This window comes from Bartonella acomydis, from assembly GCF_039543025.1.
Taxonomy (GTDB): Bacteria; Pseudomonadota; Alphaproteobacteria; order Rhizobiales; family Rhizobiaceae; genus Bartonella; species Bartonella acomydis.
Map to the genome: position 1 here is coordinate 44,332 of NZ_BAABIY010000012.1, position 25,923 is coordinate 70,254.

Genomic DNA, 25,923 nt, shown 5'->3' on the forward strand with positions numbered 1-25,923 from the left:
TCTCTCCACTCTATGAGGTTGTCTATAATACTTGACGCAAGGATATATCTTGAACACTTGTTTTTTGATACATGCTCAGTTATAGAAAGACTACTTTAATCAATTTATCAAAAAGACAAAGGAAGTGCACTTAAAAAGTGAAAAAGTGTCATTTCACTCTATAGACGTAAAAGGTTTGACGCATGAAAGCGAATATTCATCCCGACTATCATAAAATTACCGTTGTTCTGACGGATGGTAGCAAATATACAACGCGCTCCACTTGGGGAAAAGAAGGGGATATCCTGAATTTGGATATCGATCCAAGAACTCATCCAGCCTGGACAGGTGGTTCTCAAACACTTGTAGACCGTGGTGGTCGTGTTTCTAAATTTAAAAATCGTTTTGGTAATCTTGGCATGTAACAACTTCTTTTGGGTTGTGAATAGCACTAGAACCGATCAGATTCTTGAAAACAGTGAAAGCAATGAGATGTCCCACTTGACCGTGGGGCTTTTTATTTATTGATAAAAATAACAACGGATGGTGCTTGTGTCATGCATCACAAAACAAAAAAGCTTTTAATCCCCTCCTCTAAAAACAACACGTGCTTCAAACAATCCTTTAAAACACCGCAGTTAAAAAAGCTCGTGTTCCCTCAAAGCAGCGGATGATTGAATGCGCACCCGAAGATCCATCCATCAATACTTCTGATTCAACAATGGGCACTCTCCCCACTTGCTCACATAAAGCTGTGTCCATAAAATCCCTTTCTTAAGTACAAGACTTCTCCTGCTCTTTTGTCCATTGTCAAAAGCGCAGCCAGATGGTTCATGCGGACACGATGATGAAAAGCTTTTTGAGCAACAGCAATATTTTCATGTCTACCAGCCCATGCCTTTAAGGCAGCTGCTTGCAATGCGCACCCGAAGATCCATCCATCAATACTTCTGATTCAACAATGGGCACTCTCCCCACTTGCTCATATAAAGCTGTGTCCATAAAATCCCTTTCTTAAGTACAAGACTTCTCCTGCTCTTTTGTCCATTGTCCCAAGGCAGCCAGATGGTTCATGCGGACACGATGATGAAAAGCTTTTTGAGCAACAGCAATATTTTCATGTCTACCAGCCCATGCCTTTAAGGCAGCTGCTTGCAATGCGCGCCCGTAAGAAAAGGTCAATTTCCAAGGTAATGTTCCCAAACTATTCATGGCAGACAAATGGGCTGTTGCTTCCTGATCAGATTGTCCCCCAGAAAGGAAAGCAATTCCTGGAACAGCAGCCGGCACAGTTTGTTTCAGCACCTGAACTGTCTTTTCCGCCACCTCTTCAACAGAAGCTTGGCGTGCATCTTTTCCGTCAATTACCATATTAGGCTTTAAAATCATCCCCTCTAAAACAACACGTGCTTCAAACAATTCTTGAAACACCGCAGTTAAAACAGCCTGTGTTACCTCAAAGCAGCGGGTGATTGAATGCGTGCGCGAAGATCCATCCATCAATACTTCTGGTTCAACAATGGGCACAATCTTGAGCTCTTGACACAAAGCAGCATAACGCGCAAGAGCCTGTGCATTTTGCCTGATCGCCCCTCTTGTTGGCAGCGTGTGTGCATCAATGGCAATCACCGCACGCCATTTCGCAAAACGTGCTCCCAAAGCATAATAATCTTTCAATCGCTCACGCAGCCCATCTAATCCTTCTGTAATTGTTTCACCAGGAAAAGCTGCCAAGGGTTTAGCCCCGGTATCGACTTTAATCCCTGGCAAAGCACCCGCATCACGAATAATATCTGTCAACATTTGTCCAGACTCTGCCTTTTGGCGAATAGTTTCATCAAATAAGATGACACCAGAAATGGCACTCTCCATAGCTTCTTTTGCACTAAACAGCATTTCACGATAAGCACGGCGATTATCCTCATGACATTCCACCCCAATGCTGTCAAAACGTTTGCCAATTGTCGCAGTACTTTCATCGGCTGCCAAAATACCCTTACCCGCACGCACCAGCGCAAGTGCTATATCTTCAAGACGTTCATTCATAGAAAATTCCTCTTTATTTTGTCTTATTTTTAACATGAGCAATATGATCATCATCTCTCACACGCCCCATGGCTATACAGCTTACTTTTTCTTCAAAGAGAAGCTTTAAGCCTGCATGAGAGCAAGAATACCAGGAAGCATTTTACCTTCCATCCATTCTAAAAAAGCACCTCCTGCGGTTGAAAGATAAGTAAAATCATCAGCAACACCAGCATGGTTGAGTGCAAAAACCGTATCTCCCCCTCCAGCAATTGAAACCAATTTTCCTGACCGGCTACGTTCTGCTGCATGACGTGCCACTGCTATTGTTCCCTGATCAAAGGGCGGCATTTCAAAAACACCAAGGGGACCATTCCAAACAAGGGTAGAAGCCTCATCAATGACCGCATTGATATGGGTGATAGAGCGTGTACCAATATCGAGAATCATACCATCTTCAGGAATATCTCCAATATCATAGAAACGGTGCGATGCATCTTTTTCAAAACGAAATACAACGATTGCATCCACAGGAAGCAAAATCTCACATTGGCACGCACGTGCTTTCTCAATAATCTTTTTTACTGTTTCCATCAGCGCATGTTCACACAATGACTTGCCAACAGACACACCTTGCGCAGCTAAAAAACTGTTTGCCATCCCCCCACCAATCACCAAATGATCAACCTTTTCAACCAAATGGTTGAGCACAAACAGCTTACTAGAAACCTTTGCACCTCCAACAATTGCAATAACTGGATGCGTTGGATTGCCGAGTCCTTTTTCTAACGCTTGCAATTCTTCCTGCAACGAGCGCCCCGCATAAGAAGGCAACAAATGTGTTATACCCTCCACCGAAGCATGGGCACGATGAGAGACGGAAAAAGCATCATTTACATAGAGATCGCCATTATGGGCAAGAGCCTCAGCAAAAGCACAATCATTCTTCTCTTCACCAAGGTGAAAACGAACATTTTCAAGCAGCAAAACACCACCATCTTGCAAATCATCCACTGCTCTCTTTACTGCACTACCAATACAATCTTCTACAAAAACCACCGGCTGATTGATAATTTTTTCCAGCACTTGCACAAGGGGACGCAGAGAAAACTCTGGCTCCAGTTGCCCCTTAGGGCGCCCGCAATGGGAAAGAAGAATAAGCTTAGCACCACGCTTTTGCAGTTCAACAAGTGTTTTTTTATGTCGTTGAAGGCGCGTTGCATCACAAACTTTGCCCAGCGCCATGGGCACGTTAAAATCCACTCGCACAAGAACACGTTTTCCCATGACATCAACATCATCAAGTGTACGAAATCCCATAACTGCTCTCTCTCTTCACTTTCCGTTGTTTTAAACAAAAGGCATTACCTCACTTAATTTATCGCAGCCAATCCCCTCAAAGAAAGCCAGCTAACACTCTCTCAAGCATAAGATAAAACACCTCACACAAGCTATCATTAATTCCACAAAAGCCCATTGGCTGATGTCTCTTGTTGTTTTAAACAAAACATACTATCCTCACCTTTTCTCCATGCAAATTTTTTTTGCTTAAAAGCAAACGAGAAATACGCGGTCATATTTTCTAAAATTTTGTCTTGTTCAAAAACGCCCCCCTGCAAATTCTATTCTTTCATGGGGTTTTAAAAACCACATCTCACTGTAAAAATACCAACACACGATCATGCACGCAAAACAACTTTTCTCAACTGCACAAAGACAATTTTTATACGTTTTTTCAAAGAGAATATACTTTGATTTTTTTATCATAAAACTTGTCTTTCTAATATAAAAAAGGACCCGAAGGTCCTTGATTTAAAGTGCTTTAGCAAAAGCTACTGCTGTATCACTCATGCGGTTTGAAAAGCCCCATTCATTATCGTACCAAACCAAAACACGACAAAGGCGACCATCGATAACCTTTGTTTGATCATTATGGAAAATGGCTGAATGTGGATTATGATTAAAATCACAACTCACAAGCTTTTCCTCTGTCGTATCTAAAATTCCCTTGAGAGAACTTCGTGCGGCAATGCAAATGGCACTATTAATTTCTTCAATCGTTGTGGAACGCTTAGCAGTAAATGTCAAATCCACCACGGAAACATTTGGAGTTGGAACGCGAATTGACACCCCATCGAGCAATCCTTTTAATTCTGGCAAAACCAAGCCCACAGCCTTTGCAGCTCCTGTTGAGGTAGGGATCATAGAAAGAGCTGCCGCACGTGCCCGATAAAGGTCACGATGCAAGGTATCCAACACCGGTTGATCGCCGGTATAAGAATGGATTGTCGTCATAAAACCATTTTCAATACCAACAGTGTTATGCAAAACTTGTGCAACAGGCGCTAAACAGTTTGTTGTACAAGAAGCATTGGAAACCACGAGGTGCTCTTTGCTTAAAGCTTGATGGTTTACTCCATAAACCACGGTAAGATCTGCACCCTCAGAGGGGGCAGAAATAAGAACACGCTTTGCCCCCGCATCCAAGTGGGCACTTGCTTTATCACGTGCTGTAAAAATTCCGGTACATTCCAAAGCAATATCAATATCCAAAGCTTTCCATGGCAAGTTTGCGGGATCACGCTCTGCCAACACCTTTATCACATTGCCCCCCATATCAATGGCATCACCCACCACCTTCACATCACCTGGAAAACGCCCATGAACGGAATCATAGCGCAACAAATGGGCATTTGTTTCCACCGATCCCAAATCATTAAGAGCTACAACTTCAATATCTTTTCGTCCACTTTCCACAATGGCACGTAAAATATTGCGTCCAATACGACCAAACCCATTAATTGCAACACGAACCGTCATTTTTTATCCTCATCGTTTGAAAGCACAACCTCTGGGCATTGTTTCCATCAACCCCAAATCATTAACAACCAATATTTCAATCAACCTCTTCTCTGACAGTTGAAGAGAAAATATTGTAGCCAATATGACCCAGGCCCTTTCCTTGTTAAAGCACAAGAATTATTTTCCCCTATTGATTTTTTCAAGTTCTTTTTCGACGATAGCAATCACATTCTCACAAGTGATACCAAAATGTGTATAAAGTGCATCACTTGTGCCACTGGCACCAAAACCTTCCATACCGATAAAGATTCCATCACAACCAATAAAACGCTGCCATCCTTGCCCGATAGCTGCTTCAAGAGCAATTTTAATGGGTGCATCACCAATGAGAGCACGTTGATAAGAAAGAGATTGCTGATCAAAGAATTCAAAACAAGGCACAGAAACCACACGGGTTGGGATGCCCTTTTCTTCTAACAGCGCATGTGCTTGTACCGCGATTTGTAATTCTGAGCCAGAAGCAAACAGAGTGACCTTTGCATCATCACTGGCGGTGAGCAATTCGTAAGCACCAAGCATACAGAGGTTTTCTTTCTCATATTCTTGACGCAACAGCGGTAAATTTTGCCGACTCAAAGCCAAAGTAGAAGGTGTCGCACGTGCTTTCAAAGCCAATTGCCAGCATTCGACTGTTTCCATAGCATCAGCGGGGCGAAACACGAAATGGTTGGGCATTGCACGCAAAGAAGCCAAATGCTCAACGGGTTGATGAGTTGGCCCATCCTCTCCAAGACCAATGGAATCATGGGTCATGACATAAATCACACGCAATCCCATAAGAGAAGAAAGACGCATGGCAGGACGCATATAGTCAGAAAAGCATAAAAAGGTTCCCCCATAAGGAATAAAACCGCCATGAAGGGCAAGACCATTCATCACGGCTCCCATAGCATGTTCACGAATTCCATAATGCAGATAGCGCCCTGAAAAATCTTCAGCAGAAATAGCCTTCATCTGACTGCTTTTTGTATTATTAGAGCCGGTCAAATCAGCAGAACCACCAATGGTCTCAACAACGACCTCATTGATAACCTCAAGCGCCATTTCCGAAGCTTTACGGGTAGCAACCTTAGGGCGCTCTTCAATGAGCTTCTGCTTATAAGCATCGATAGCGCCGTCAAATCCGCCCAACAGATTGCCCCGCATCAATCTTTCAAACTCTACACGTTCTGATACGGAAAGAGCAGCAAATTTTTCTTCCCACTTTTGGCGCTTTTTAGCAGCATTAAGACCAGCCAAACGCCAATTATCGAGAATATCAGCAGGAATAACAAAAGGCTCCGCCTCCCAACCCAAAGCAATACGGGTTTCAGTAATTTCCCGTGCTCCCAAAGGGGAACCATGAACTTTATTGCTTCCCGCTTTATTTGGTGCTCCAAAACCAATGGTTGTTTTACAAGCAATCAAGGTTGGCTTATCAGAGTTTTGCGCTTCTTCAATGGCATGTGCAATTGCTGCTTGACTATGTCCATCAACTTTATGTGTATTCCAACCAGATGCTTTAAAACGCGCTATCTGATCTGTACTATCAGCAAGAGAAATTTCTCCATCGATAGAAATATTATTATCATCCCACAACACAATAAGCTTATTGAGTTTTAAATGCCCAGCCAAGGAAAGTGCTTCTTGAGAAATGCCTTCCATCAAGCACCCATCACCAACCAACGCATAAGTATAATGATTAATGAGATTGCCAAAACGGGCATTTTGTAGGCGCTCAGCAATTGCCATCCCCACGGCGTTTGCCAAACCCTGCCCAAGGGGTCCAGTGGTGGTTTCAATGCCAGCAGCGTGCCCATATTCTGGATGCCCAGCAAGCTTTGCCCCTAATTGGCGAAAATTTTTGAGATCTTCAAGAGAGATATCTTCATAACCGGACAAATAGAGTAAAGCGTATAGCAACATCGACCCATGCCCAGCCGATAAGACAAAGCGATCACGATCTGGCCAATGCGGATTTTTTGGATCATGGGCAAAAAACTTTGTATAAAGAACGGTAGCAATATCGGCAGCGCCCATTGGCAAACCGGGATGACCAGAATTTGCTTTTTCAATCGCATCAATGGCAAGAAAACGAATAGCATTAGCCATCTGATTCTGTTGTTTAGTATTTGTCATAAATGATAAACCATTTCATTAAACAGGTTATTTATTGCTTTTTGCGTATTCTCTTATTTTAAGAAATACTTTTTCGTCCTCAGAGTAAGATTTTTTACCACGTAAGTAATTAATACGTTTTCCTTACACATCCTTGTTAACCTAATCATTTATGCCAATACTTTCAAAAAATCCAGCTTTTAATTAACTTTTAATAAACCTGTATTTTCTGCCTTGCTTGCTAAAATATTCTACATATTTAAAAATAAAATTCACGAAAGAAAAGAAAATGATTGATTCGTTTTTGTATAAAAAACTGTTATAAAGGGACAATCATCCAAAGGATAGAAATATCATGAATCAAGAAACTACGGTTCTCCCACATGCTTTAGAGCAATTAGAAAAAGCACTAAGAACCTTAGAAATCACTATTATAAACCGCAATGCGGTTATTGATAAAAACAATGAATGGGAAGAAGAAATACAACGCATGAATGCTGATCGTAGCCTTCTTGCCCAAACGCTTGACAAAGCAGAAGCCCAAGTTGAGCGGCTAGAAGCTGCAAACAAAGAAGTCTCCAAACGTTTGATTAAAGCGATGGAAACGATTCGTGCCGTCATTGATAGATAAAAGGTTTGGATATATGGAAACTGTTTCTGTCACCATTGATGGTAAAGTTTATCGCATGGCTTGCAACAAAGGGCAAGAGGAGCATCTTATTGAACTGGCGGGGCGCTTAGATCAGTATATCACACATTTGAAGAAAAATTTTGGTGAAATTGGCGACCATCGTTTATCGGTGATGGCCGGTATTATGATTATCGATGAAATGGAGGAAATACAACGAGAAAATAAAAAACTACAAGAAGATTACCAGAATCTTTTACGGCTACATCATGAAAGAGATCGTACCATGGGGAGAATTGTACGAAACACCACAGAACGTATTGAAAAACTCACCAATCAATTGCTTCAAGATAACCAAACCAGCCTTGATGTTCAAGAACAAGAAAATTTATAAAGACACATCAATCTTGATACTAACCAGCAACACAAATCTCAAAAAAAACGGCATACTAACAAAATGATAAAAGCCTGTTATAGATTACAAGAGCAGCAAATAAGAAAATAGTCCCCCCAAAGCAGTATTTGTATTTTCTACAAACGCCTGCTTATCCATCAAAAAGCCCCATCAATCAATAGATCAGGCAAAATCCTCCCCCTACTCTACAGGCAATGAAGAGCCCAACACCATCCTTCCTTTTTCCTGTTATCTTCTGCTGTCAATTTTGCTTCCCACACAGGTGCTACCCACACAAAACCAAGCGCAGCGCTACTTGCACGATTAAGTGATAAGGCAATAATGGGTCTTTTTAGGCGCTCCTGTAAAATACCCACCCACCCGTAGTGCCTGAAGCGATGTAAGCTAACAATGGCTGCTACCAACTATTTCAGCACTATCGTACAAGCGAGAGAAATGCTCCCCATTTCCGTTGATTCCGAGAAAAGATTGCCCCAACCTGAACCGCATAGGTGTGATCTTATTCGATGTAGGGAGCAATGTGATCTATTATCAGCTCGTCTTCTTCAGGATTAAAGACCAGAAGCAGCTGCAGACAACATCAATGCATTATAACTAACAGCACTGAGCGCATAAAAACTGTATGAACATGCAAAACCTCTGCCCACCTCAAACAACTGACAAACACCATGCTATCCAAAACATAAAGAACACAATGTAAACGTTTTTGTTAAAGACCCTTTGTTCCATCTTGAGAAACCGTAGCAATACGCAAGAGGTTTGTTGCACCGGGCGTACCAAGGGGTACACCTGCTGTTACAAGGAATTTGTCTCCTGCTTGGCAAAAGCCTTCTCGAAAAGCAATTGCTGCCGCACGATCCACCATATCCTCCAAATCGCGTGCATCATCAGTTACCACACAATGTAGGCCCCAAACCAAAGCCAAACGGCGTGCTGTTTGCACAATAGGTGATAATGCAATAATGGGCCTGTTTGGGCGCTCCCGTGAGGCACGCAAACCGCTAGTCCCTGAAGCAGTGTAAGCAACGATAGCGGCACATGCAAGTGTTTCAGCAATCTGTCGGGCAGCCAGAGAAATGGCATCGGTTCCCGTTGACTGGGGTGCAGGATGCACTGCCCCAACCTGAGCCGCATAGGTATGATCTTGTTCAATGAAGCGAGCAATGCGATCCATCATCAGTACTGCTTCTTCAGGATAAAGACCCATAGCAGATTCAGCAGACAACATCACAGCATCACTGCCTGCATACACGGCTGTAGCGACATCAGAAACTTCTGCGCGTGTTGGCACAGGAGCAGTTATCATCGATTCGAGCATTTGTGTTGCCACCACCACGGGTTTTCCAGCTAAACGGCAAGCTTTGATCAACTCTATCTGCAATGCGGGAATCTTTTCCAAGGGCATTTCCACACCAAGATCTCCGCGTGCAATCATAATACCATCACAGACCTCAATAATCTTTTCTATGTGCTCTAAGGCTTGAGGTTTTTCGATTTTAGCCATCAACGACACTTTGTTTTTCGTCAATTGACGCACCGCCATAATATCTTCTGGACGTTGAATAAAAGAAAGAGCCACCCAATCCACAGGTTGTTGCAAAACAGCCTGCAAATCAGCCTTATCCTTTTGTGTTATCGAACCAAAAGGCAAAACGGTATTGGGAAAACTGACACCTTTTCGATCAGAAATACGGCTTCCAGCGATCACACAGCACTCAACCAAATGCCCCTCACACAGCTGTGCACGCAGTTTCAACTTTCCATCATCAATCAACAGAAGATCCCCTGGTTTCACAGCCGCTAACACATCCCCGTGGGGGAAATAAACACGCTGTGCATCGCCTGGCTCATCACGATTGTCTAAAGTAAAGCTCTGCCCCACACGCAAATCCTCGTACCCTTTCGCAAAATGGCCAATACGCAATTTTGGTCCTTGAAGATCCACCAAAATACCGATGGGTCGTTGCACGATTTTTTCAACCTCGCGTATATGTGAAACCAACCCCGCCATTGTTTCATGGTCCGTGTGACTCATATTAAGGCGAAAAACATCTGCTCCCGCCCTAAAAAGCTTTTTAATCATCGCAAAAGAAAAAGAAGAAGGACCAAGAGTGGCAATAATTTTTACTTTACGAGCACGTTTCACGGTCGCGTTCCCTCTGAAAGAGAAGGAGAATTAACAACCGAATCCCCCAACAAAGACTCCTCAGTTAACTGCACCATCCAACTGCTTTGATTCCCCGTATCAATTTCCTTAAACTCGGCCTTTTGATAACCTCGAGGAAAACAATCGTGAACCCCTTGAATAGTAAATTGGCTATCTTGCACGCACATGGTTATAGAACCTGCCCAGTTTCTTTTTTTCTGTACACCTTCCGCATAAAAATAATAAAATCGTGAAGAAAGTGGCCCTTCAATTAAAGTTTTACACCCTGTTTCTGGTACCACCCACCACCCCTCACTCACCCAGCCTGAAAGTGTACGATAGCCAAGGGCAACACCAACGGACTGTTGGGTGGTATTACAAACTCTAAAATCAGCTTTTGCCAAAACAACACATGAGCACGACAGCAGAATGCTCACAAGAAAAATCTTCAGTTTCTTCTCTCTTCCCCCTTTTTGTTTTTTGACAACCACAAGACCTCCTTTATCATGCAAGTGATCAAAACAAAGCATACAGCCCTTTTTTTTTAAAAAAACCTTTCAATTTATAGAGGTGTATTTTTATCCTTTTTTACTTCTTAGTGTTTTTTTATCAATGCATATATTTTAAAATTTTACAAAATATTTAAAGTCGATTTGTAAAAAAACGATACAGCTTGATTGACTTCGTGTTTTTCAAGCTTTTTCAACAAAAATTTATCGCTGACAAAAACAGCTTACAATATAAAGTCCGGAGAAAAATGCAATGAACACAGTAACTGATGAAACACATTCTATATCCGTAAACCAATTGCGCGCTTTTATCGAACGTATTGAACGATTAGAAGAAGAGAAAAAAACCATTTCTGAGGATATTAAAGAAGTCTATGCTGAGCTTAAAGGTTCTGGTTTTGATAGTAAAGCTGTTCGAAGCATTATACGGTTGCGTAAAAAAGAAGAACATGAACGCATGGAAGAAGAAGCTATCATCCAGCTTTACAAAGAAGCCCTTGGCATGAGTTAAAGTCTTTTCCCATCTTCTCAAACAGGAAGAAGAGAATGAATCATGCAGAGAAACTTATGCTAAAAATACGCAGTGTATGTCATTTGTAACAAAAGTCATTTGTGACGAGAAGCAACATGTTGCTTTAAGGGGGGGGGAAGCTCCCATGCCAAACAAAGCACAGAGGATACCAGCACAAGATACCATCATGTTGCTAATTTACGCACTTGTTTTAAAGCACCCATCTTAAAAGAAACATCTCTTAACAAGTGCTTTGCCTATTTCATACCAACACACGTAAAGTGCTCCTTGAAAAGCTTGTAAATAATCTCGTGAAAATTATAAGATTAAAGCCATGAAGCAATTTTTACGCTTGATGAACATACTCTCCCATGGTGTGTAACTTTTCCTCCTTATTCTATAGCCCTTCCATACCCTTTAGGCTAAAGCGAATGCCTTTAACAAAAGGCCCTGGTTAATTTCCTCGCCTTTTGTAATGAATTTTCTTAGAAAGAAACATAAGAGAGATGAAGAAAACATATTTCTATGGGGAGAGGACGATAACGATAACAACAAAACGCACAATTTTCACCTTGATCAGTTTAGAAGATGCCGCGGCACTCTCTTCCTATTAGCTGCGCAATGAAAACCATCTCCACCCCTTTGAACCGGTAAGATCTGCTGATAACCATACTCTAACAGCTTGGAAAACACCCGCAAAGGCTTTTGTGCATGAAAGTACAACAAGGAGGTGCCTATCGCCTTGACATCTTCCACGCATTCACTCTCTTTGTACAACAATGCAAATTCCAACCCACATTTTTGCGTGGGATTCTTTCAGTGCAAACACATATCTTATAAAGATGAAGATAAAGTCTTATAAAGATGAAGATAAAGAGAATCTCGTAAGAGATTAACACTAAAACGTTTTATAATTGTCTGCACTCACTCTTTTCACGCAACAATTCAAGTTCTAACCACTTTTCTTCTTTGCTCACGCAATTTTTTTTCTTCTCTTCTAACGTTATTGATAAACGCTCAAAACGCTGCCTATCGTTGCAATAGAGTGCAGGATCAGAGAGTTCTTGTTCAATTTTTTTGATTTCATCCTGCAAAACAGCGATTTGTTCAGGTAACTTTTCCAGCGTATAAACCTGTTTATAAGAGAGTTTGTGCGGCTTTTTTTTCTCCTGCTCCATAAAGATACGTTTTGTTGACACGTTGGGATTTTCATCCTCACATGCATGAGAACTTGTGGACACTTTACGCTCTGGTAATGCCTTATCTTTGCGCTTTAACAATGCAGCTTGCTTGTTTTGTGCAATCATATCACTATAACCGCCAGCATATAAAATCCAATGCCCATCGCCTTGAGGCGCCAACATATGGGTCACGGTACGATCTAAAAAGTCTCTATCATGGCTTACCAATAATACTGTTCCAGCAAAATCGGCGATAAATTCTTGTAACAAATCCAATGTTTCCATATCCAAATCATTGGTTGGTTCATCAAGAATCAAAAAATTTGCCGGCTGCGAAAGCAACTTGGCAAGCATCAGGCGGGCTCTTTCTCCCCCTGAGAATTCCTTGAGTGGTGTCCGTGCTTGTTCTGGTAAAAACAAAAAATCTTTCATATAAGAAACCACATGGCGCTCTTGCCCGTTAATTACGAGAGTATCACCCCGCCCTCCTGTGAGATAATGTACTAAAGTTTCTTCTTCATTGAGAATACGCTGTTGATCAAGCAATGCCATGGAAAGATTATATCCATGCCGCACTGTTCCACTATCCACCGCTTCCTGCCCAATTAAAGTGGAAAGCAGTGTTGTTTTTCCAATACCATTAGGCCCCACCAAACCGATTCGATCACCACGGTGAATACGCAAAGAAAAATCTTTGACAATAACACGCTCACCATAGGATTTTGAAATTTGCTTTGCTTCCAATACCAATTGACCAGAATCATGACTTTTAGCAGCGCTCAACAGTACATTTCCCGGTTGCCCTTTATAGGTTTGATGACGCAACCGCAATTCTTTTAGCTCTCCCAGACGACGTACATTGCGTTTACGCCGAGCGCTCACCCCATAGCGCAACCATTGTTCTTCGCGGACAATCTGTCGTCCTAATTTATGTTGCTCGAGTGCTTCTTCCTGCAACGCCTTATCACGCCAATTTTCAAACTCCGAAAAACGCTTCTCCAGTCTTTTGGTGGTACCCCGATCAAGCCACAGCGTTGAATGGATAACATTTTCCAAAAATCGCCGATCATGCGAAATCACCACAATCGCTGAACGTAACGAGCATAACACCCCCTCCAGCCATTCAATGGTTGGTAAATCAAGATGGTTTGTTGGTTCATCTAACAGAAGAATATCGGGTTTTGCAGCAATAGCGCGCAACAGAGAAAGGCGGCGCTTTTCTCCCCCAGAAAGGGTGGCTAATTTTTCAGTTCCCACAAAGCCCAAGTGGGTACGAAGTGTATTTATCCACGCGACATTAGGGATATTATCGAGTTCTGCTTCTATATAAGTGTTAATATCTTCAAAACCTACACAATCAGGATTTTGTGCGACATAACGCAATGTGGTATGAGGGTGGCGAAAAATTTCGCCGCTAGCAGGTTCTATGATTCCTGCAGCAATTTTTAACAGCGTTGATTTTCCACAACCATTACGCCCTACCAAAGCAATACGCGCTCCTTGCTCAACCGATAAGCAAGCTTGATTGAGCAAAGGCGTTATTCCAAAGGTTAGGAAAATGCGGTCAAGCCGCAAAAGCGGCACCGCCATTAACGGGCGCGACGTGGACAAGGTGCCTTATACATTACACCTGTTCCATCACGGTAAGTACATAATTTTGGTGTGTGAACTTTTTGTGCACAAGGCGCTTTGTAATAATGACCTCTCCGTCCACGATAAGTACACATTTCTGTTGACTGATGAATAACAATCTGCCCTTCCTGTCTTTGCTCTCTTTGCTGATTTACAGCAGCTCCTGTTACTGTTCCAGCCAAAGCACCAAATGCTGCTCCAGTCAATGCTGCTCCAGGAGTACTTCCTCCAATTGCTGTTCCAGCCAAAGCACCTATTGCTGCTCCTCCCACGCCATAACGCGCAACGCGCTGATCATTTGTAGTACAAGCTACGCTACTTAAACCAATAGCTGAAACAACAGCCACTTTTAAAAATGATTTTAACATATTAAACTCTCTCCTTAATCAATACATAAATATATCATTCATGCCAGCACTTCATCACTTTGCCCCCCCTACCTTATTCAAACATACCGGAAGAGCTTTATGGAATAGGTACAGACGCCAATAATATAGCTTTTCCAGAACCTAAATAGCAAGAAAAGGTTCCACAAATATGGTTAGAAAGTGTTAAAGAAGAGCCAAAAGACACATTTTTATCACAAAGAGGCCATTTGACCCCTGAAAGCGTTAACCCTTGTAAATCAGAAAAACCGATAATACTAAACAAACACCCATCAGGTAAATCATATGACACAATTTCTGGTAAAACCGGCCACCCTTCCTCAAAACCACTTGTCAACAACACTGTAATACCTTTCTCAGCCATGGCCAATGCCATTGTCATATGAGAAAGACTATGATCACTCCGCTCTCCTCCAAAAGCACCACACAAAATAAGTTTTTTGGCGCCCTTTTGCAGAGCTCTCTCACATGCCAAAGCACTATCGGTCATATCTTTATCAGAAGGAAAAACCTCCCGCGCAACATGACGATATTGGCTTATTAATATCTGATCAGAGGAATCAAAATCTCCCAACCACAATTCTGGCATCACATGGAGTGCTGCTGCATGACGCATCCCACCATCAGCAGCAATCACGCGACTGTTGTGAATTTGCGCGAGCAAACGATCTGTAATACAAACATCTCCATTTAACAATATTGTAAATGTTGTCATGCTATACTTTGCCTTCCGTAATGTTTCCCAAGCCTCTTTTTATAAACAAGTATCTTTTTCTAAAAAAAGAGGCATTTCTTGTGAACAATAACCGTGTTATAGCCAACAGAATCGTTTACCAAAGAAAGTTTCTTCTTACCTGTAAAAAACACGTACAAAGATACAAATGAAATTTGCCAAAATACAGCCCAAAAACAAAGTGTACAAGAGCCAACGACTCTCAATTTTTCAACGAAACTTTTGTTTTTGCACCGGGATTTATAAAGCATCTCTCATCATAAGCTTCACTTTTCTCCTTTCTGCTTGCCATCCGCATCTTCTCCAAAATGCTATACTTTTTTCCGATTCTTCTGGAACAATCAGACGTGCCAGCAAAGACAATATCTATGTCACATTAAGTGCTCTACAACACCCACATATTTTGCAAAAATATGGAGGTGCCTATCATGATGCAAAACTTGAACGACTCTTGGCACAAATCGTGCAAAAGCTAGCTGCCGTTTCACAAAAAAAATCTCGACAACGCTACTTTGTCACCATCTTAAACTCAGAAAGTGTCAATGCATTTGCCCTTCCCAATGGTTCTATTTATATCACCCGTGGCATGCTTGCATTGACTAATGATTGTTCAGAAGTTGCCGCAATTTTGGCCCATGAAATAGCCCATATTACTGCCAATCACGGCATTTTGCGTCTGCAAAAGCAAGCGGAATTAAAAAGTGCAAAGCACATACCATCACACCTTCTTACCCATGAGACAAACAATCTTTACAATCCCATAAAAGAGCAGAAACAATTGGCGCAATTTTCACGCAATCAGGAACTTCAAGCCGATTCCATTGCCCTAGAGATGCTCAAACAAGCCGGATATGATCCATTTGCCTTCCCGCGTTTTCTCCAATCAATGGAAGCCTATAGCCTTTTTCGCCATCTATCAGGCGCGACAAGTAGCTCTTTAGACTTTCTCGCAAATCATCCAACCACTCCACAACGGATTCGCCTAGCAAGAAAAAAAGCAGAGAAAATCAGTATAGGATACAAAGGAAACACGGATCGTGATTCTTTTCTCAAAACCATTGATGGCATGATCTTTGGTGGAAGCTCTCAAACAGGTTTTGTGCGAGAAAACCACTTTATTCAGCCAAAATTGCGTATCACTTTTTCCGTACCCCACAATTTCACAATAGAAAATTCAGTGCACACCGTTTGGGCCAGCGGGCCAGAAAAAATTGCCATACGTTTTGATACCCTACCACGACCTTTTGAAATGACTGCCAGCAATTATTTAAAAAGTGGTTGGATTGCAGGATTAGACGAATCATCTATCCAACCGGTCATCCTTCAAGGACTGTCTGGGGCGCATGGACGAGCAACCAATGAGCAATGGCAATTTGATGTAACTGTCATTATGCTCAACAACCATATTTTGCGTTTTTTAACTGGAGCACCGCATGATTCGCGAAATTTTGCAGCGATTACCGCACAAACGTTACAAGGCTTTCAACTCCTTTCATCCTCACAGTTAAAAAAGCTGAAACCCTTGAAAATCCGTGTTGTGCAGGTTAAGCAGGGAGAAAGCGTTGCAAACCTTGCCAATCAAATGCAAAACACCCCACATAAAGAAAAACTCTTTCGCATTCTCAATGCCCTCTCTCCCACGCAAACTCTACGCGAAGGAATAAGTGTCAAAATCATTAGAGAATAAACAACATGAAGGATAAGTTCTTTCATCATTTTTTGCCTCTTTGATTCTTTTCTATCCTCTGCTCTTTGAAACATTTTCTGCACTCATCTCAATAAACTTTGCGCCATAACAAAACCCCACACGCTTCATATCCACTGCCAATCCCCTCATTAACGCTTATATCTCATAAGCATCTTCCGAATGAACGGTAAGCAGAGCAGAACGGAGTTTTTGCAAAGCGCGTGCTTCAATTTGGCGCACACGTTCTTTCGATATTCCCAACTTTTCGCCCAAAACTTCGAGAGTTGCTCCTTCTTCATTCAAGCGACGAAAACGAATAATTTCAAGCTCTCGTTCATTGAGAATTTGCAGAGCATCATAAAGCCATTGTGTACGCCGTTGCCCGTCAATTGTTTGCTCAATTAAAGCATCAGGCAGGGGATTTTCATCCACTAGAACATCCATTTTAGCAACGGGATTATCACTGTTTTCAGAAATAGACACACTTAAAGAATTATCAGAACTGGAAAAACGAAAATCCATTGTTTCCACATCACGCACAGAAACACCAAGTTTTTCAGCGATTGTGCGAAAGATATCTTGTTTTGAAAGAGCACTATCATCCTGCACCAATTTTGCGCGCAAACGACGAAGATTAAAGAAAAGAGCTTTTTGCGAAGAACTTGTTCCTCCTCGAACAATAGACCAATTTCGTAAAATATAATCTTGAATAGAAGCGCGTATCCACCATGTTGCATAGGTTGAAAAACGCACCTCACGATCAGGCTCAAAACGTGCAGCAGCTTCCAATAACCCTACATACCCTTCTTGTACCAAATCCCCCAACGGCATTTTGAAACGTTTAAAACGGTTAGCAATGGCAATCACCAAACGCATATGAGCTGCTGCAATTTGATGCATAGCATCATCATCACGTTTATCTTTCCACCGCAGAGCCAAATCATGCTCTTTTTGTCGTTCAAGATAAGGTGCTTGCATAGCAGAACGCATCATATCACGTCCCAAGCTTTTATCTGCGTCGCCATAATTTTTGCTGGCTTTGTAAACAGCATTTGAAAGATTACCCATAATAACCCCTTGTGATTAAAATTATCAAAACTGATTTGCTAACGACACCACTGTTCTTTATGAAAAAAGAACGTTAAAGTTGTTTGTTTGTACAACGCTACTTTAGCGTGTATTTTTATAATCGCAATTGTTTTTTTATGATCATGGCAAAACTTATTGTCATAAGAGATCATTTTACTTACAAAACAGCAGATAATACGCCTGTTATCGGCAAAAGATGCACGAGAAAACTTCCTCCTGATATTTTTGTGACAAACCCAAAAAAGGAAAAAGATCAGAGAAAACAAATGCTGTTTTTTAAACTATCGACTTACTTATCCTTTAAATAAATATCTTATTATATGCTTTTATCTTTACATTGCAACTAATACGTGTAATTACCCTCTATCAAACATTGCAAGATGAATGAAAAAAAGAAAATATTTAAAGTGAAGGAAGCAAAAAGAAGCGTCAAAAAGCGACAAGAATGATTGAAGCAAAGGCAACAAACGTGTTAAAGGGAACAGCATAATGATGGAATTATCAAGAATAAGCTTTTTACCAGTCTAGCACTGAGAAAGAAAATACCCATGGATAGCAAGATTGTTCAACAGAATAATATTTTTCAGGATGATATTCTTATTGAAAAACATGGCAATGGCAAATTTGAAGGTTTTCGTTTTTATGCCAATAAGACCAAGAGTGATCAAGCAACAGAAGCCCAAAATTCAATAGAGAATGAAAATTTGATTCTTGCTTTTTCCAAACGAGCGATGCGTTTTTCTGCTTGTGCCAATAAAGATTTTACTCTTGGTTCTGATGGGATTGTGCGCTGGATTGGTCAACCGGTAGGTCAACTTGTTGTTGGGGAAGATTTTTTAAAACCCAAGTTGATTGTTTTAGCAGATGCACAATTAACTGGAGAAGCGCGTGATAGCGTGGTAAAACGCCTAGAACGTTTTGTGACTTTTCATTTTGAAACGACTTTACAACCACTCTTTGATTTACGCAATGCTGATAGTTTGACAGATTCAACGCGCACTCTTGCCTTAAAACTGGTTCATTCTTTAGGAATTTTACCGCGTCGAAAAGTCGCTGAGGTGGTTAAAAATCTTGACCAAGAATCACGTTCTGTGCTGCGAAGGCTAGGTGTACGTTTTGGGGCTTTTCATATTTATCTTGCAGGAATGCTAAAACCAGCTCCGGTTCAAGCTATTACACTGCTGTGGAATCTTCAAAATGAGGGTCATGACCAAACTGGTTTAGGAGAAATTTTTGCAGCATTATCTGCTGGACGAACCTCGTTGGCTGTTGATCCTAGTTATAATCAGCAGTTTTATCAGTTAGCAGGGTACCGAATTTTAGGACAGCGCGCTGTACGCATTGATATTTTGGAACGTCTTGCAAATCTCATCCGCCTTACACTTCACTGGAAACAAGGCAGCGAACCAAAACCTGAAGGTGCCTATGATGGAAAAAGTTTTTTTGTCACACCAACCATGATGTCGATTCTTGGAGCCAACGGAACGGATATGGAAGAAATTCTCAAAGGACTTGGCTATAAATCGCATACCATAAGCAGTGCCGCTCTTGAAAAACATCTCTTGGCACACACTGCAGCCCATAGCTGTATAGCACAAGATATTCCTGCAGCAGAATGCGTTGGTGATCAATGGCGAACTATATCTAGCACACAAGAAGAAACAAGCGTTTTTTCTCCTTATCTTTCCAAACAATCCCATACCATAGCTGCTTTACCAGCAGCAGAACCTGTTGGTGATTTTGCAAAACAAAAACATATTGCAGCAGAAGAAAAAGTTGTTTTATTATGGCGCTATAATCACCAATTTTTCCACGATACACAAAAAAGGCGTGAAAAATCTGGATATAAGTGGCAAAATAAACCGAAAAAAGCTTTCAAAAAGGGGGAACGTGCCAATGAAAAGAGCTCGTTAGAGACTACATCACAGAGGAAAGATTCTTATAAGCCTCACAAACATCACACGAAACGTGTGAACAATAAATCATTTCAAAGAGAAAAACTCCCTAATCCCGATTCACCTTTTGCAAAATTAGCGGCACTTCGTGATCAACTTACCAATAACAAAGACACAGTTTCCTCCAAAGATCACTAAAACAAAAAATGGAGTTCGATCTTGGCCCACGTAGTAACCGACAACTGCATCCGCTGCAAATATACGGATTGCGTTGAAGTTTGTCCTGTTGATTGTTTTTATGAAGGTGAAAACATGCTCGTCATTCACCCTGATGAATGCATCGATTGTGGTGTTTGTGTGCCAGAATGCCCAGCAGAAGCCATTATACCTGATACAGAACCAGGGCTAGAAAAGTGGTTAGAACTTAATCTTCGTTATGCCAACAAATGGCCTAATTTAACCACACGAAAAGATCCCCTGCCTCAAGCAAAAGAAATGGATGGCGTTCCCAATAAATTAGAACAGTATTTTTCAGAAAAGCCAGGAAGTGGTGATGAATAACGATACAACACGCATCACACACTTGCAAAAATTGAGAGCCTCTTCTTGTAAGAATAAAAATTCTTAAGCGAAATGATTGATTTTTTTGAATTTTGATGGTAATGTTATTTTCAATAAAATCCTCTTTCTAAGTATTGTTCTTTGCTTTTTTATAAAGCAATGTATTTTTTGTTGGATTTAAAAGTACTCAACTTTTATGCTCATTCAATTAGTAAAATATACTTGGTTAAAGAACTATTCAACCCTCAGGTTTATAGCCTGTTTTCCGATGCATTTGTTGGTCATAAAGGGAGTAAACTAAGATATGGCATCCCAACACGGAACATCCTCCAAGGCTAAAGGTTTTACAACTTCTGAATATATCGTCTATCCAACCCATGGTGTGGGGCAAATCATAGCAATTGAAGATCAGGAAGTTGCAGGACATAAATTAAAACTTTTTGTTATCCATTTTGCGAAAGATAAAATGGATGTTAAGGTCCCCATTGCAAAAGCTATTTCCGTTGGAATGCGCAAATTGTCTGCTGTTGATTCTGTTGAACGTGCATTAAAAATCCTACATGGAAAAGCTCGTATTAAACGCACCATGTGGTCGCGTCGCGCCCAAGAATATGATGCTAAAATCAATTCTGGAGACCTTATTTCTATTGCTGAAGTGGTGCGTGATCTTTTTCGCTCTAATCTACAGCCTGAACAATCTTACTCTGAACGTCAACTTTATACTGCTGCACTTGAAAGAATGGCGCGTGAGATCGCTGTTATCAATAGTCTTTCTGAAACAGAAGCCATCAATCTCATAGAAATGCATCTCTCAAACAAACCAAAGCGTGAGTTTAAAACGAAAAGAGATGAAGCAGCGACAAGTGATGAAGCTGTTTATGCTGCGTAACAAATAACTTTTCTATAAAATAAAACCGGCAACATGCCGGTTTTTTTATATCATAAAGCTTTTTGTGAAGAAACAATTCGACAAAAAATCCACCGAATATTCCCATCTTAATACTCTATTGCTGAAATAAGCAGGTATCTAAGTGTTATTAGACTTTCAAACGGTCAAGAAAAATTAAGATCTTAATTTTTCTTGCATCTTTTCGCATTACACCTTCAACTTATTTTTTAGAAAGAGGTCTTCTACAAAGCGCGACTATTCAGTACAAAAGAAGATTTAACGCTTTCCTCGCAAATACGGCTCACTACAGAAAAAGCACAGAGAAATAAACAACTTATCTCTCAAGATAGCAAGAAAAGCTCACTTTAACCGCACAAAAAAAACTTTGTATTTGAAGTTTCCCATAAAGAAAAACAAGCAAAAATTATATACGACTCACACACACACTGACCATGCGTATAAGATGGATTTTATCGCTTCATAAAAAGATAAAATGCTCAATCTTTAGGAGTCAAAACGACACGACCGCGATACATCCCTGTTTTTAAATCAATATGATGAGGGCGACGCAATTCACCAGAAATTTTATCCTCGATATAAGTTGGCACCTTAAGGGCATCAGCCGACCGGCGCATACCCCGCTTCGATGGAGAGGTTTTTCGTTTAGGTACAGCCATAAAGAGATACTCCAAATCCATTAAAACAGAAAAAGCAATGCCAAAAATGACAATGCTTTTATCAAAAACACTATGAAATTTGAGAATCTTATACACTGATTAAATAAAAGAGGCAATGTCAAAATGACAATACGATAACCACAATGACCAAAATTTATGTGAGAAGCTACACGAGCATGATCCAGACTTGAAAATTTTATCAACTGATTAAAAGTCTCTCATGCAATTTTTGTTTGGCTTTCACACAGACTCTCGCATAAAGTGGAAATAAGAAGCAAAAGGGCAATTGATTTTTTCATAAATGTTGAAGCAAATTGATCAAAAAAAGAAAAAGCAATGGCCATTTTTGTTAGTTCCAAGATTTTATCTTGCCAAACCAAAGGAAGCAAGAATGCACGAATTTACCATCCTTCTTGCAAAACACGGCCAAATCGTTGAAAGTCGGCTTAACACACTGCTCAGTGATCAACGGCAAAATGGTGAAATTTCCCGACCTGAGAAGTTGATGAAAGCCATGCGTTATGGTGTATTGAATGGTGGAAAACGTCTACGCCCTTTTCTTGTGCTTCAAAGCAGTGCCCTTTTTGATATTCCTACTGAACATGCTCTTGATGTTGCCTGTACCTTAGAGTGTATTCACTGTTATTCGCTTATTCATGATGATCTTCCCGCCATGGATAACGATATACTTCGCCGTGGACAACCCACCGTCCATAAAGCGTTTGATGAAGCAACAGCGATTCTGGCAGGCAATGCCCTTTTGACATTTGCCTTTGAAATCATTGCCCATAAAGCCCCCGCACTTTCTTCTGACAGTAGAATAAAGCTGATCACAGCACTTGCACAAGCATCAGGACTTGGTGGAATGATAGGCGGTCAAATGCTTGACATTGAAGCAGAAAAAAAACCGCAAGCAAGCAATGATATTATCACACTACAACGCATGAAAACTGCTGCTCTTATAAGCTTTGCTTGCCAAGCAGGAGCACTCATCGCCAATGCCTCGCCAGAATTGACAGAAAAACTAGCTGCTTTTGGAACCTATCTTGGTTTAGCCTTTCAATTAACGGATGATTTTCTTGATGTGACAGCTAACAGTGAAGTTCTTGGTAAAACTGCGGGCAAAGATGAATCTGCGCAAAAAGCCACTTTTGTTCGTCTTTATGGCATTAAAGAAACACAAAAAAAGCGCGATGAACTTATTGCGAAAGCAGAAACACTTCTTCTTCCTTTTGGCGCCAAAGCAAAACCACTCCTAGATGCTGCTCACTTTACTGCAACACGTAAAAATTAATGCCTCCATGCTCCCCACATCAAAACAAAGCATGAGAATAAAAACAAACAACCGTTTTTTGTTTGCTTTTAGAGATCACAATATCCCCTCCAACAAACCACCCACTTTAGTGTAACAGGCAAAAACTCAAAATTCACCAACACCATAATAAAAAACACATATGATTTATGGTTTTAGGAGCAAATTGAACTTGGAATAAATTCTGCTAACGCAGGTGATGTTATAATCTTCTGAGGAAATTGAAGCAGAAGCAGACGAATGGCGCTTAGAAATACAAAGTAAACGGGATAGATTAAATTTATGAAGCAAGTTTATACACGAATAACACGCATTGACCGCAAAAAGATAGGTGAATATAGAGCACAAGATAATTTTTCTGCCGCTTTAAAATTTGACAAATTTTTGTCTGAAAAAGAAGGGAAACTTGTTAAATTTTTCAATTCTTGATCATTTGGGACATCTTAAAAAGACATCTCGGCTTATTGTGTATTCAAATTATATCATGATGTATGATCTTTCAAATAACGCTGTGCGTATTTTGCATGTGCCTTATACAAAGCAAAAATTTCCATAGCCAACTGTTTGCACACTCTTTTATTTTTGCTCTTTCTTGTATGAAAAGATACTCCTTTAAAGCATAAAATTCTTATACTAATAAACAATGATATAATTCATGCGATAAAAGATCAGGCCTAAGGATTTTTAATCCAGTGGACAAACACGAATAATATGGCCGTCAGGATCTTTAATGAGGAAGGTACGTCCAAATAGGGTTCCTTCAAGACATTTATCTCAACGGTGGTTTGCTCTTGCAATTCCGCATAGAGTTTATCTACGTCTTCTCTAGTAGGCAACATAAAACCGATTTCTGAAAAACGCGGCACATTTTCCTCAGGCACATCGCCCCCAGACCAGAGAGCAAAGAGTGCATCACCCAAAGAAGCAAATGCAACATAGCGTGGCGAGATGGAGACAGGCTCTTTTTTGAAGATGAATTTGTAAAAAGCGGTAGAATGCTCTATATTTGATACGTATACCAACTGTAGGTTTTGGGGAACAGAATAAGTAGGAATATGACTCACGAATTCCTCCTATTTTAGTCGTTATCTTCTAACACTCTATAAAGAATATTCCAGCCAGAATTTGTGATGCTTTCGTTTGCGGTGTACTTTATTTATTTATATGTTTTTACTTGTTTATTGCTTGTTATGAACAGCTCTTAATAAAGGGCATCGGATGCTCACAAACATGGTGATAAGTTCGCTGCTAACACGTCTTCCCTAAGGATATTGTATGGTATAAGCGCACCCGATAAATGATGATTTTTTCAAGCTTGCCCAAAGCGCGTATGAATATAATCACTCAACAGTGCTTCAAATTCTTCCGCAATGTGATCACCGCGCAAAGTTTTTACCTTTTTCCCTTCGATAAAAACAGGAGCTGCTGGACTTTCACCCACTCCAGGCAATGAAATACCAATATCAGCATGTTTCGATTCTCCCGGTCCATTGACGATACATCCCATCACGGCAACTTTTAAACTTTCAACACCAGGGTATTTTTCACGCCAAACAGGCATATTTTTGTGTAAATCCGCTTCAATTTTTTGAGCCAATTGCTGAAACACCGTTGAGGTTGTACGACCACATCCAGGACAAGCAGCAACCACAGGCAAAAATTGCTGAAACCCCATAACTTGCAAAAGTTCTTGCCCCACCCTCACTTCTCGTGTCCGATCTCCACCAGGTTCAGGAGTTAAAGAAATACGGATCGTGTCACCAATTCCTTGCTGTAACAAAATTCCCAAAGCCACAGAAGAAGCAACAACACCCTTTGTTCCCATTCCTGCTTCGGTCAATCCCAAATGGAGCGCATAATCACAACGCCTTGCTAAACTGCTATAGACAGCAATAAGATCTTGCACATCACTCACCTTAGCAGAAAGAATAATTTTATCACGCCCAAGCCCAAGCTCTTCCGCGAAAGCCGCCGAAAGTAAAGCCGACTGAACAACCGTTTCCCGCATCACCTCAGCAACAGAGATGGGGTTTTCCTGTCTTGCATTTTCATCCATAAGCTGTGTCAACAAGGCATTATCAAGAGACCCCCAATTCACCCCAATACGAATAGCTTTACCATAGCGGCAAGCAATCTCGATAATTTCTGCAAACTGGCGATCCTTCTTTGCACCAAATCCGACATTTCCAGGATTAATCCGATATTTTGCCAGCGCCTCGCCACACGCAGGATGTTCTAATAAAAGCTTATGCCCAATATAATGAAAATCCCCCACCAATGGTACAAAAAAGCCCAATCGCTCCAATCGCTCGCGTATTTTAGGCACAGCAGCAGCAGCTTCATCACGATCAACGGTGATACGCACCAATCGGGAACCAGCTTGCCAAAGAGCAGCAACTTGTGCCACGGTTGCATCAACATCGGCAGTATCAGTATTGGTCATTGACTGAACAACGATCGGATGATAACCACCAACCATCACATCGCCAACGGCAACAGCAACAGACCGGCGACGCTCAAGAGGTTTAGATAAAAAATACGCAGTGCTCATCAAATTCTCAAATTTTCAAAATCTAGCGCTTATTGACCATTATTTTGTTGACTCGTTTCCACTCCTATAAGGACGAGAATCTCTTCAAATTACCAACCTTATCGCAAATACGGCTCTTTCAAGGAGCTCTCACCTCATCATCACTTCTGTAATTTATT

General features: G+C 41.0%; 25 protein-coding genes and 1 pseudogene. 9 read left to right on the forward strand and 17 right to left on the reverse strand.

Features of this window, described 5'->3' with window-relative positions:
- The first annotated feature begins 182 nt into the window (after nt 1–182).
- Nucleotides 183–404, forward strand: a complete 222-nt coding sequence (gene rpmE / locus ABD909_RS02070; RefSeq protein WP_345096305.1) for a 50S ribosomal protein L31 — start codon at nt 183–185, stop codon at nt 402–404.
- 165 nt (nt 405–569) lie between these two features.
- Here the strand turns inward: rpmE and ABD909_RS02075 are convergent.
- From ABD909_RS02075 to tkt, 6 genes and pseudogenes are all read right to left on the reverse strand, one after another.
- Nucleotides 570–732 (reverse strand): annotated as a pseudogene (locus ABD909_RS02075) (class I fructose-bisphosphate aldolase); the annotation flags it as partial.
- Nucleotides 722–898 (reverse strand): class I fructose-bisphosphate aldolase, encoded by a 177-nt coding sequence (locus tag ABD909_RS02080; RefSeq protein ID WP_425547914.1) that lies wholly within the window; start codon nt 896–898, stop codon nt 722–724. The gene ABD909_RS02080 and the pseudogene ABD909_RS02075, both read right to left, overlap by 11 nt.
- 95 nt (nt 899–993) lie before the next feature.
- On the reverse strand, nt 994–2,025 hold the full coding sequence (locus tag ABD909_RS02085; RefSeq protein WP_345096306.1) for a class I fructose-bisphosphate aldolase: 1,032 nt from the start codon (nt 2,023–2,025) through the stop codon (nt 994–996).
- A 105-nt stretch (nt 2,026–2,130) separates the two neighbouring features.
- Complete coding sequence (locus ABD909_RS02090; protein WP_345096307.1) at nt 2,131–3,324, reverse strand: phosphoglycerate kinase; 1,194 nt, start codon at nt 3,322–3,324, stop codon at nt 2,131–2,133.
- 492 nt (nt 3,325–3,816) lie between these two features.
- Nucleotides 3,817–4,824 carry a type I glyceraldehyde-3-phosphate dehydrogenase gene (gene gap / locus ABD909_RS02095; RefSeq protein WP_345096308.1) on the reverse strand — a complete coding sequence of 336 codons (1,008 nt, stop codon included), beginning with the start codon at nt 4,822–4,824 and terminating at the stop codon, nt 3,817–3,819.
- A gap of 159 nt (nt 4,825–4,983) precedes the next feature.
- On the reverse strand, nt 4,984–6,984 hold the full coding sequence (gene tkt / locus ABD909_RS02100; protein ID WP_345096309.1) for a transketolase: 2,001 nt from the start codon (nt 6,982–6,984) through the stop codon (nt 4,984–4,986).
- 334 nt (nt 6,985–7,318) lie between these two features.
- Here tkt and ABD909_RS02105 point away from each other — a divergent pair, with 334 nt between their 5' ends.
- Both ABD909_RS02105 and ABD909_RS02110 read left to right on the forward strand, forming a co-directional pair.
- Nucleotides 7,319–7,594 carry a DUF4164 domain-containing protein gene (locus ABD909_RS02105; protein WP_345096310.1) on the forward strand — a complete coding sequence of 92 codons (276 nt, stop codon included), beginning with the start codon at nt 7,319–7,321 and terminating at the stop codon, nt 7,592–7,594.
- A 13-nt stretch (nt 7,595–7,607) separates the two neighbouring features.
- A complete protein-coding gene (locus ABD909_RS02110; RefSeq protein WP_345096311.1) occupies nt 7,608–7,985 on the forward strand; it encodes a cell division protein ZapA in 378 nt (125 codons plus the stop codon).
- A gap of 206 nt (nt 7,986–8,191) precedes the next feature.
- Here the strand turns inward: ABD909_RS02110 and ABD909_RS02115 are convergent, their stop codons facing one another.
- The 3 genes from ABD909_RS02115 to ABD909_RS02125 all read right to left on the reverse strand — a co-directional run bounded on the left by ABD909_RS02115 (nt 8,192) and on the right by ABD909_RS02125 (nt 10,682).
- Nucleotides 8,192–8,410 carry a hypothetical protein gene (locus ABD909_RS02115; RefSeq protein ID WP_345096312.1) on the reverse strand — a complete coding sequence of 73 codons (219 nt, stop codon included), beginning with the start codon at nt 8,408–8,410 and terminating at the stop codon, nt 8,192–8,194.
- A gap of 305 nt (nt 8,411–8,715) precedes the next feature.
- Nucleotides 8,716–10,152: a pyruvate kinase gene (gene pyk, locus ABD909_RS02120; protein WP_345096313.1), complete on the reverse strand. Its 1,437-nt coding sequence runs from the start codon at nt 10,150–10,152 to the stop codon at nt 8,716–8,718.
- Nucleotides 10,149–10,682 carry a DUF1036 domain-containing protein gene (locus tag ABD909_RS02125; RefSeq protein ID WP_345096314.1) on the reverse strand — a complete coding sequence of 178 codons (534 nt, stop codon included), beginning with the start codon at nt 10,680–10,682 and terminating at the stop codon, nt 10,149–10,151. Before ABD909_RS02125 ends, pyk begins: the two co-directional genes overlap by 4 nt.
- Before the next feature lie 232 nt (nt 10,683–10,914).
- Between ABD909_RS02125 and ABD909_RS02130 the strand changes: the two genes are divergently transcribed.
- Entirely contained in the window at nt 10,915–11,172 is a 258-nt protein-coding gene (locus tag ABD909_RS02130) for a DUF2312 domain-containing protein (RefSeq protein WP_345096315.1), read from the forward strand.
- 610 nt (nt 11,173–11,782) lie between these two features.
- On the opposite strand, the gene ABD909_RS08585 is transcribed toward ABD909_RS02130, so the two are convergent.
- From ABD909_RS08585 to ABD909_RS02150, 4 genes are all read right to left on the reverse strand, one after another.
- Nucleotides 11,783–11,932, reverse strand: coding sequence for a hypothetical protein (locus tag ABD909_RS08585; protein ID WP_425547916.1), 150 nt, complete (start codon nt 11,930–11,932; stop codon nt 11,783–11,785).
- Between the two features lie 148 nt (nt 11,933–12,080).
- Nucleotides 12,081–13,943, reverse strand: a complete 1,863-nt coding sequence (locus ABD909_RS02140) for an ABC-F family ATP-binding cassette domain-containing protein (protein ID WP_345096575.1) — start codon at nt 13,941–13,943, stop codon at nt 12,081–12,083.
- On the reverse strand, nt 13,943–14,353 hold the full coding sequence (locus tag ABD909_RS02145; protein ID WP_345096316.1) for a glycine zipper domain-containing protein: 411 nt from the start codon (nt 14,351–14,353) through the stop codon (nt 13,943–13,945). The genes ABD909_RS02140 and ABD909_RS02145 overlap by 1 nt, the downstream gene beginning before the upstream one ends.
- A 97-nt stretch (nt 14,354–14,450) precedes the next feature.
- Nucleotides 14,451–15,086, reverse strand: coding sequence for a thiamine diphosphokinase (locus ABD909_RS02150; RefSeq protein ID WP_345096317.1), 636 nt, complete (start codon nt 15,084–15,086; stop codon nt 14,451–14,453).
- Nucleotides 15,087–15,252: 166 nt separating this feature from the next.
- Here ABD909_RS02150 and ABD909_RS02155 point away from each other — a divergent pair, with 166 nt between their 5' ends.
- Complete coding sequence (locus ABD909_RS02155) at nt 15,253–16,791, forward strand: M48 family metalloprotease (protein ID WP_345096318.1); 1,539 nt, start codon at nt 15,253–15,255, stop codon at nt 16,789–16,791.
- A 156-nt stretch (nt 16,792–16,947) separates the two neighbouring features.
- Here ABD909_RS02155 and ABD909_RS02160 read toward each other — a convergent pair whose 3' ends face one another.
- A complete protein-coding gene (locus ABD909_RS02160) occupies nt 16,948–17,859 on the reverse strand; it encodes an RNA polymerase factor sigma-32 (RefSeq protein WP_345096319.1) in 912 nt (303 codons plus the stop codon).
- 569 nt (nt 17,860–18,428) lie between these two features.
- Between ABD909_RS02160 and ABD909_RS02165 the strand changes: the two genes are divergently transcribed.
- From ABD909_RS02165 to ABD909_RS02175, 3 genes are all read left to right on the forward strand, one after another.
- Complete coding sequence (locus tag ABD909_RS02165; RefSeq protein ID WP_345096320.1) at nt 18,429–19,973, forward strand: hypothetical protein; 1,545 nt, start codon at nt 18,429–18,431, stop codon at nt 19,971–19,973.
- 21 nt (nt 19,974–19,994) lie between these two features.
- Nucleotides 19,995–20,336 (forward strand): ferredoxin FdxA, encoded by a 342-nt coding sequence (fdxA, locus tag ABD909_RS02170; protein WP_345096321.1) that lies wholly within the window; start codon nt 19,995–19,997, stop codon nt 20,334–20,336.
- Nucleotides 20,337–20,640: 304 nt separating this feature from the next.
- A complete protein-coding gene (locus ABD909_RS02175) occupies nt 20,641–21,225 on the forward strand; it encodes a CarD family transcriptional regulator (protein ID WP_345096322.1) in 585 nt (194 codons plus the stop codon).
- 497 nt (nt 21,226–21,722) lie between these two features.
- Here ABD909_RS02175 and rpmF read toward each other — a convergent pair whose 3' ends face one another.
- Complete coding sequence (gene rpmF, locus ABD909_RS02180) at nt 21,723–21,902, reverse strand: 50S ribosomal protein L32 (protein ID WP_345096323.1); 180 nt, start codon at nt 21,900–21,902, stop codon at nt 21,723–21,725.
- Nucleotides 21,903–22,293: 391 nt separating this feature from the next.
- Between rpmF and ABD909_RS02185 the strand changes: the two genes are divergently transcribed.
- Nucleotides 22,294–23,196, forward strand: a complete 903-nt coding sequence (locus tag ABD909_RS02185; protein WP_345096324.1) for a polyprenyl synthetase family protein — start codon at nt 22,294–22,296, stop codon at nt 23,194–23,196.
- Between the two features lie 692 nt (nt 23,197–23,888).
- On the opposite strand, the gene ABD909_RS02190 is transcribed toward ABD909_RS02185, so the two are convergent.
- Both ABD909_RS02190 and ispG read right to left on the reverse strand, forming a co-directional pair.
- Nucleotides 23,889–24,278, reverse strand: coding sequence for a VOC family protein (locus tag ABD909_RS02190; RefSeq protein ID WP_345096325.1), 390 nt, complete (start codon nt 24,276–24,278; stop codon nt 23,889–23,891).
- 245 nt (nt 24,279–24,523) lie between these two features.
- Nucleotides 24,524–25,765, reverse strand: coding sequence for a flavodoxin-dependent (E)-4-hydroxy-3-methylbut-2-enyl-diphosphate synthase (gene ispG, locus ABD909_RS02195; RefSeq protein ID WP_345096326.1), 1,242 nt, complete (start codon nt 25,763–25,765; stop codon nt 24,524–24,526).
- Between the last annotated feature and the right edge of the window lie 158 nt (nt 25,766–25,923).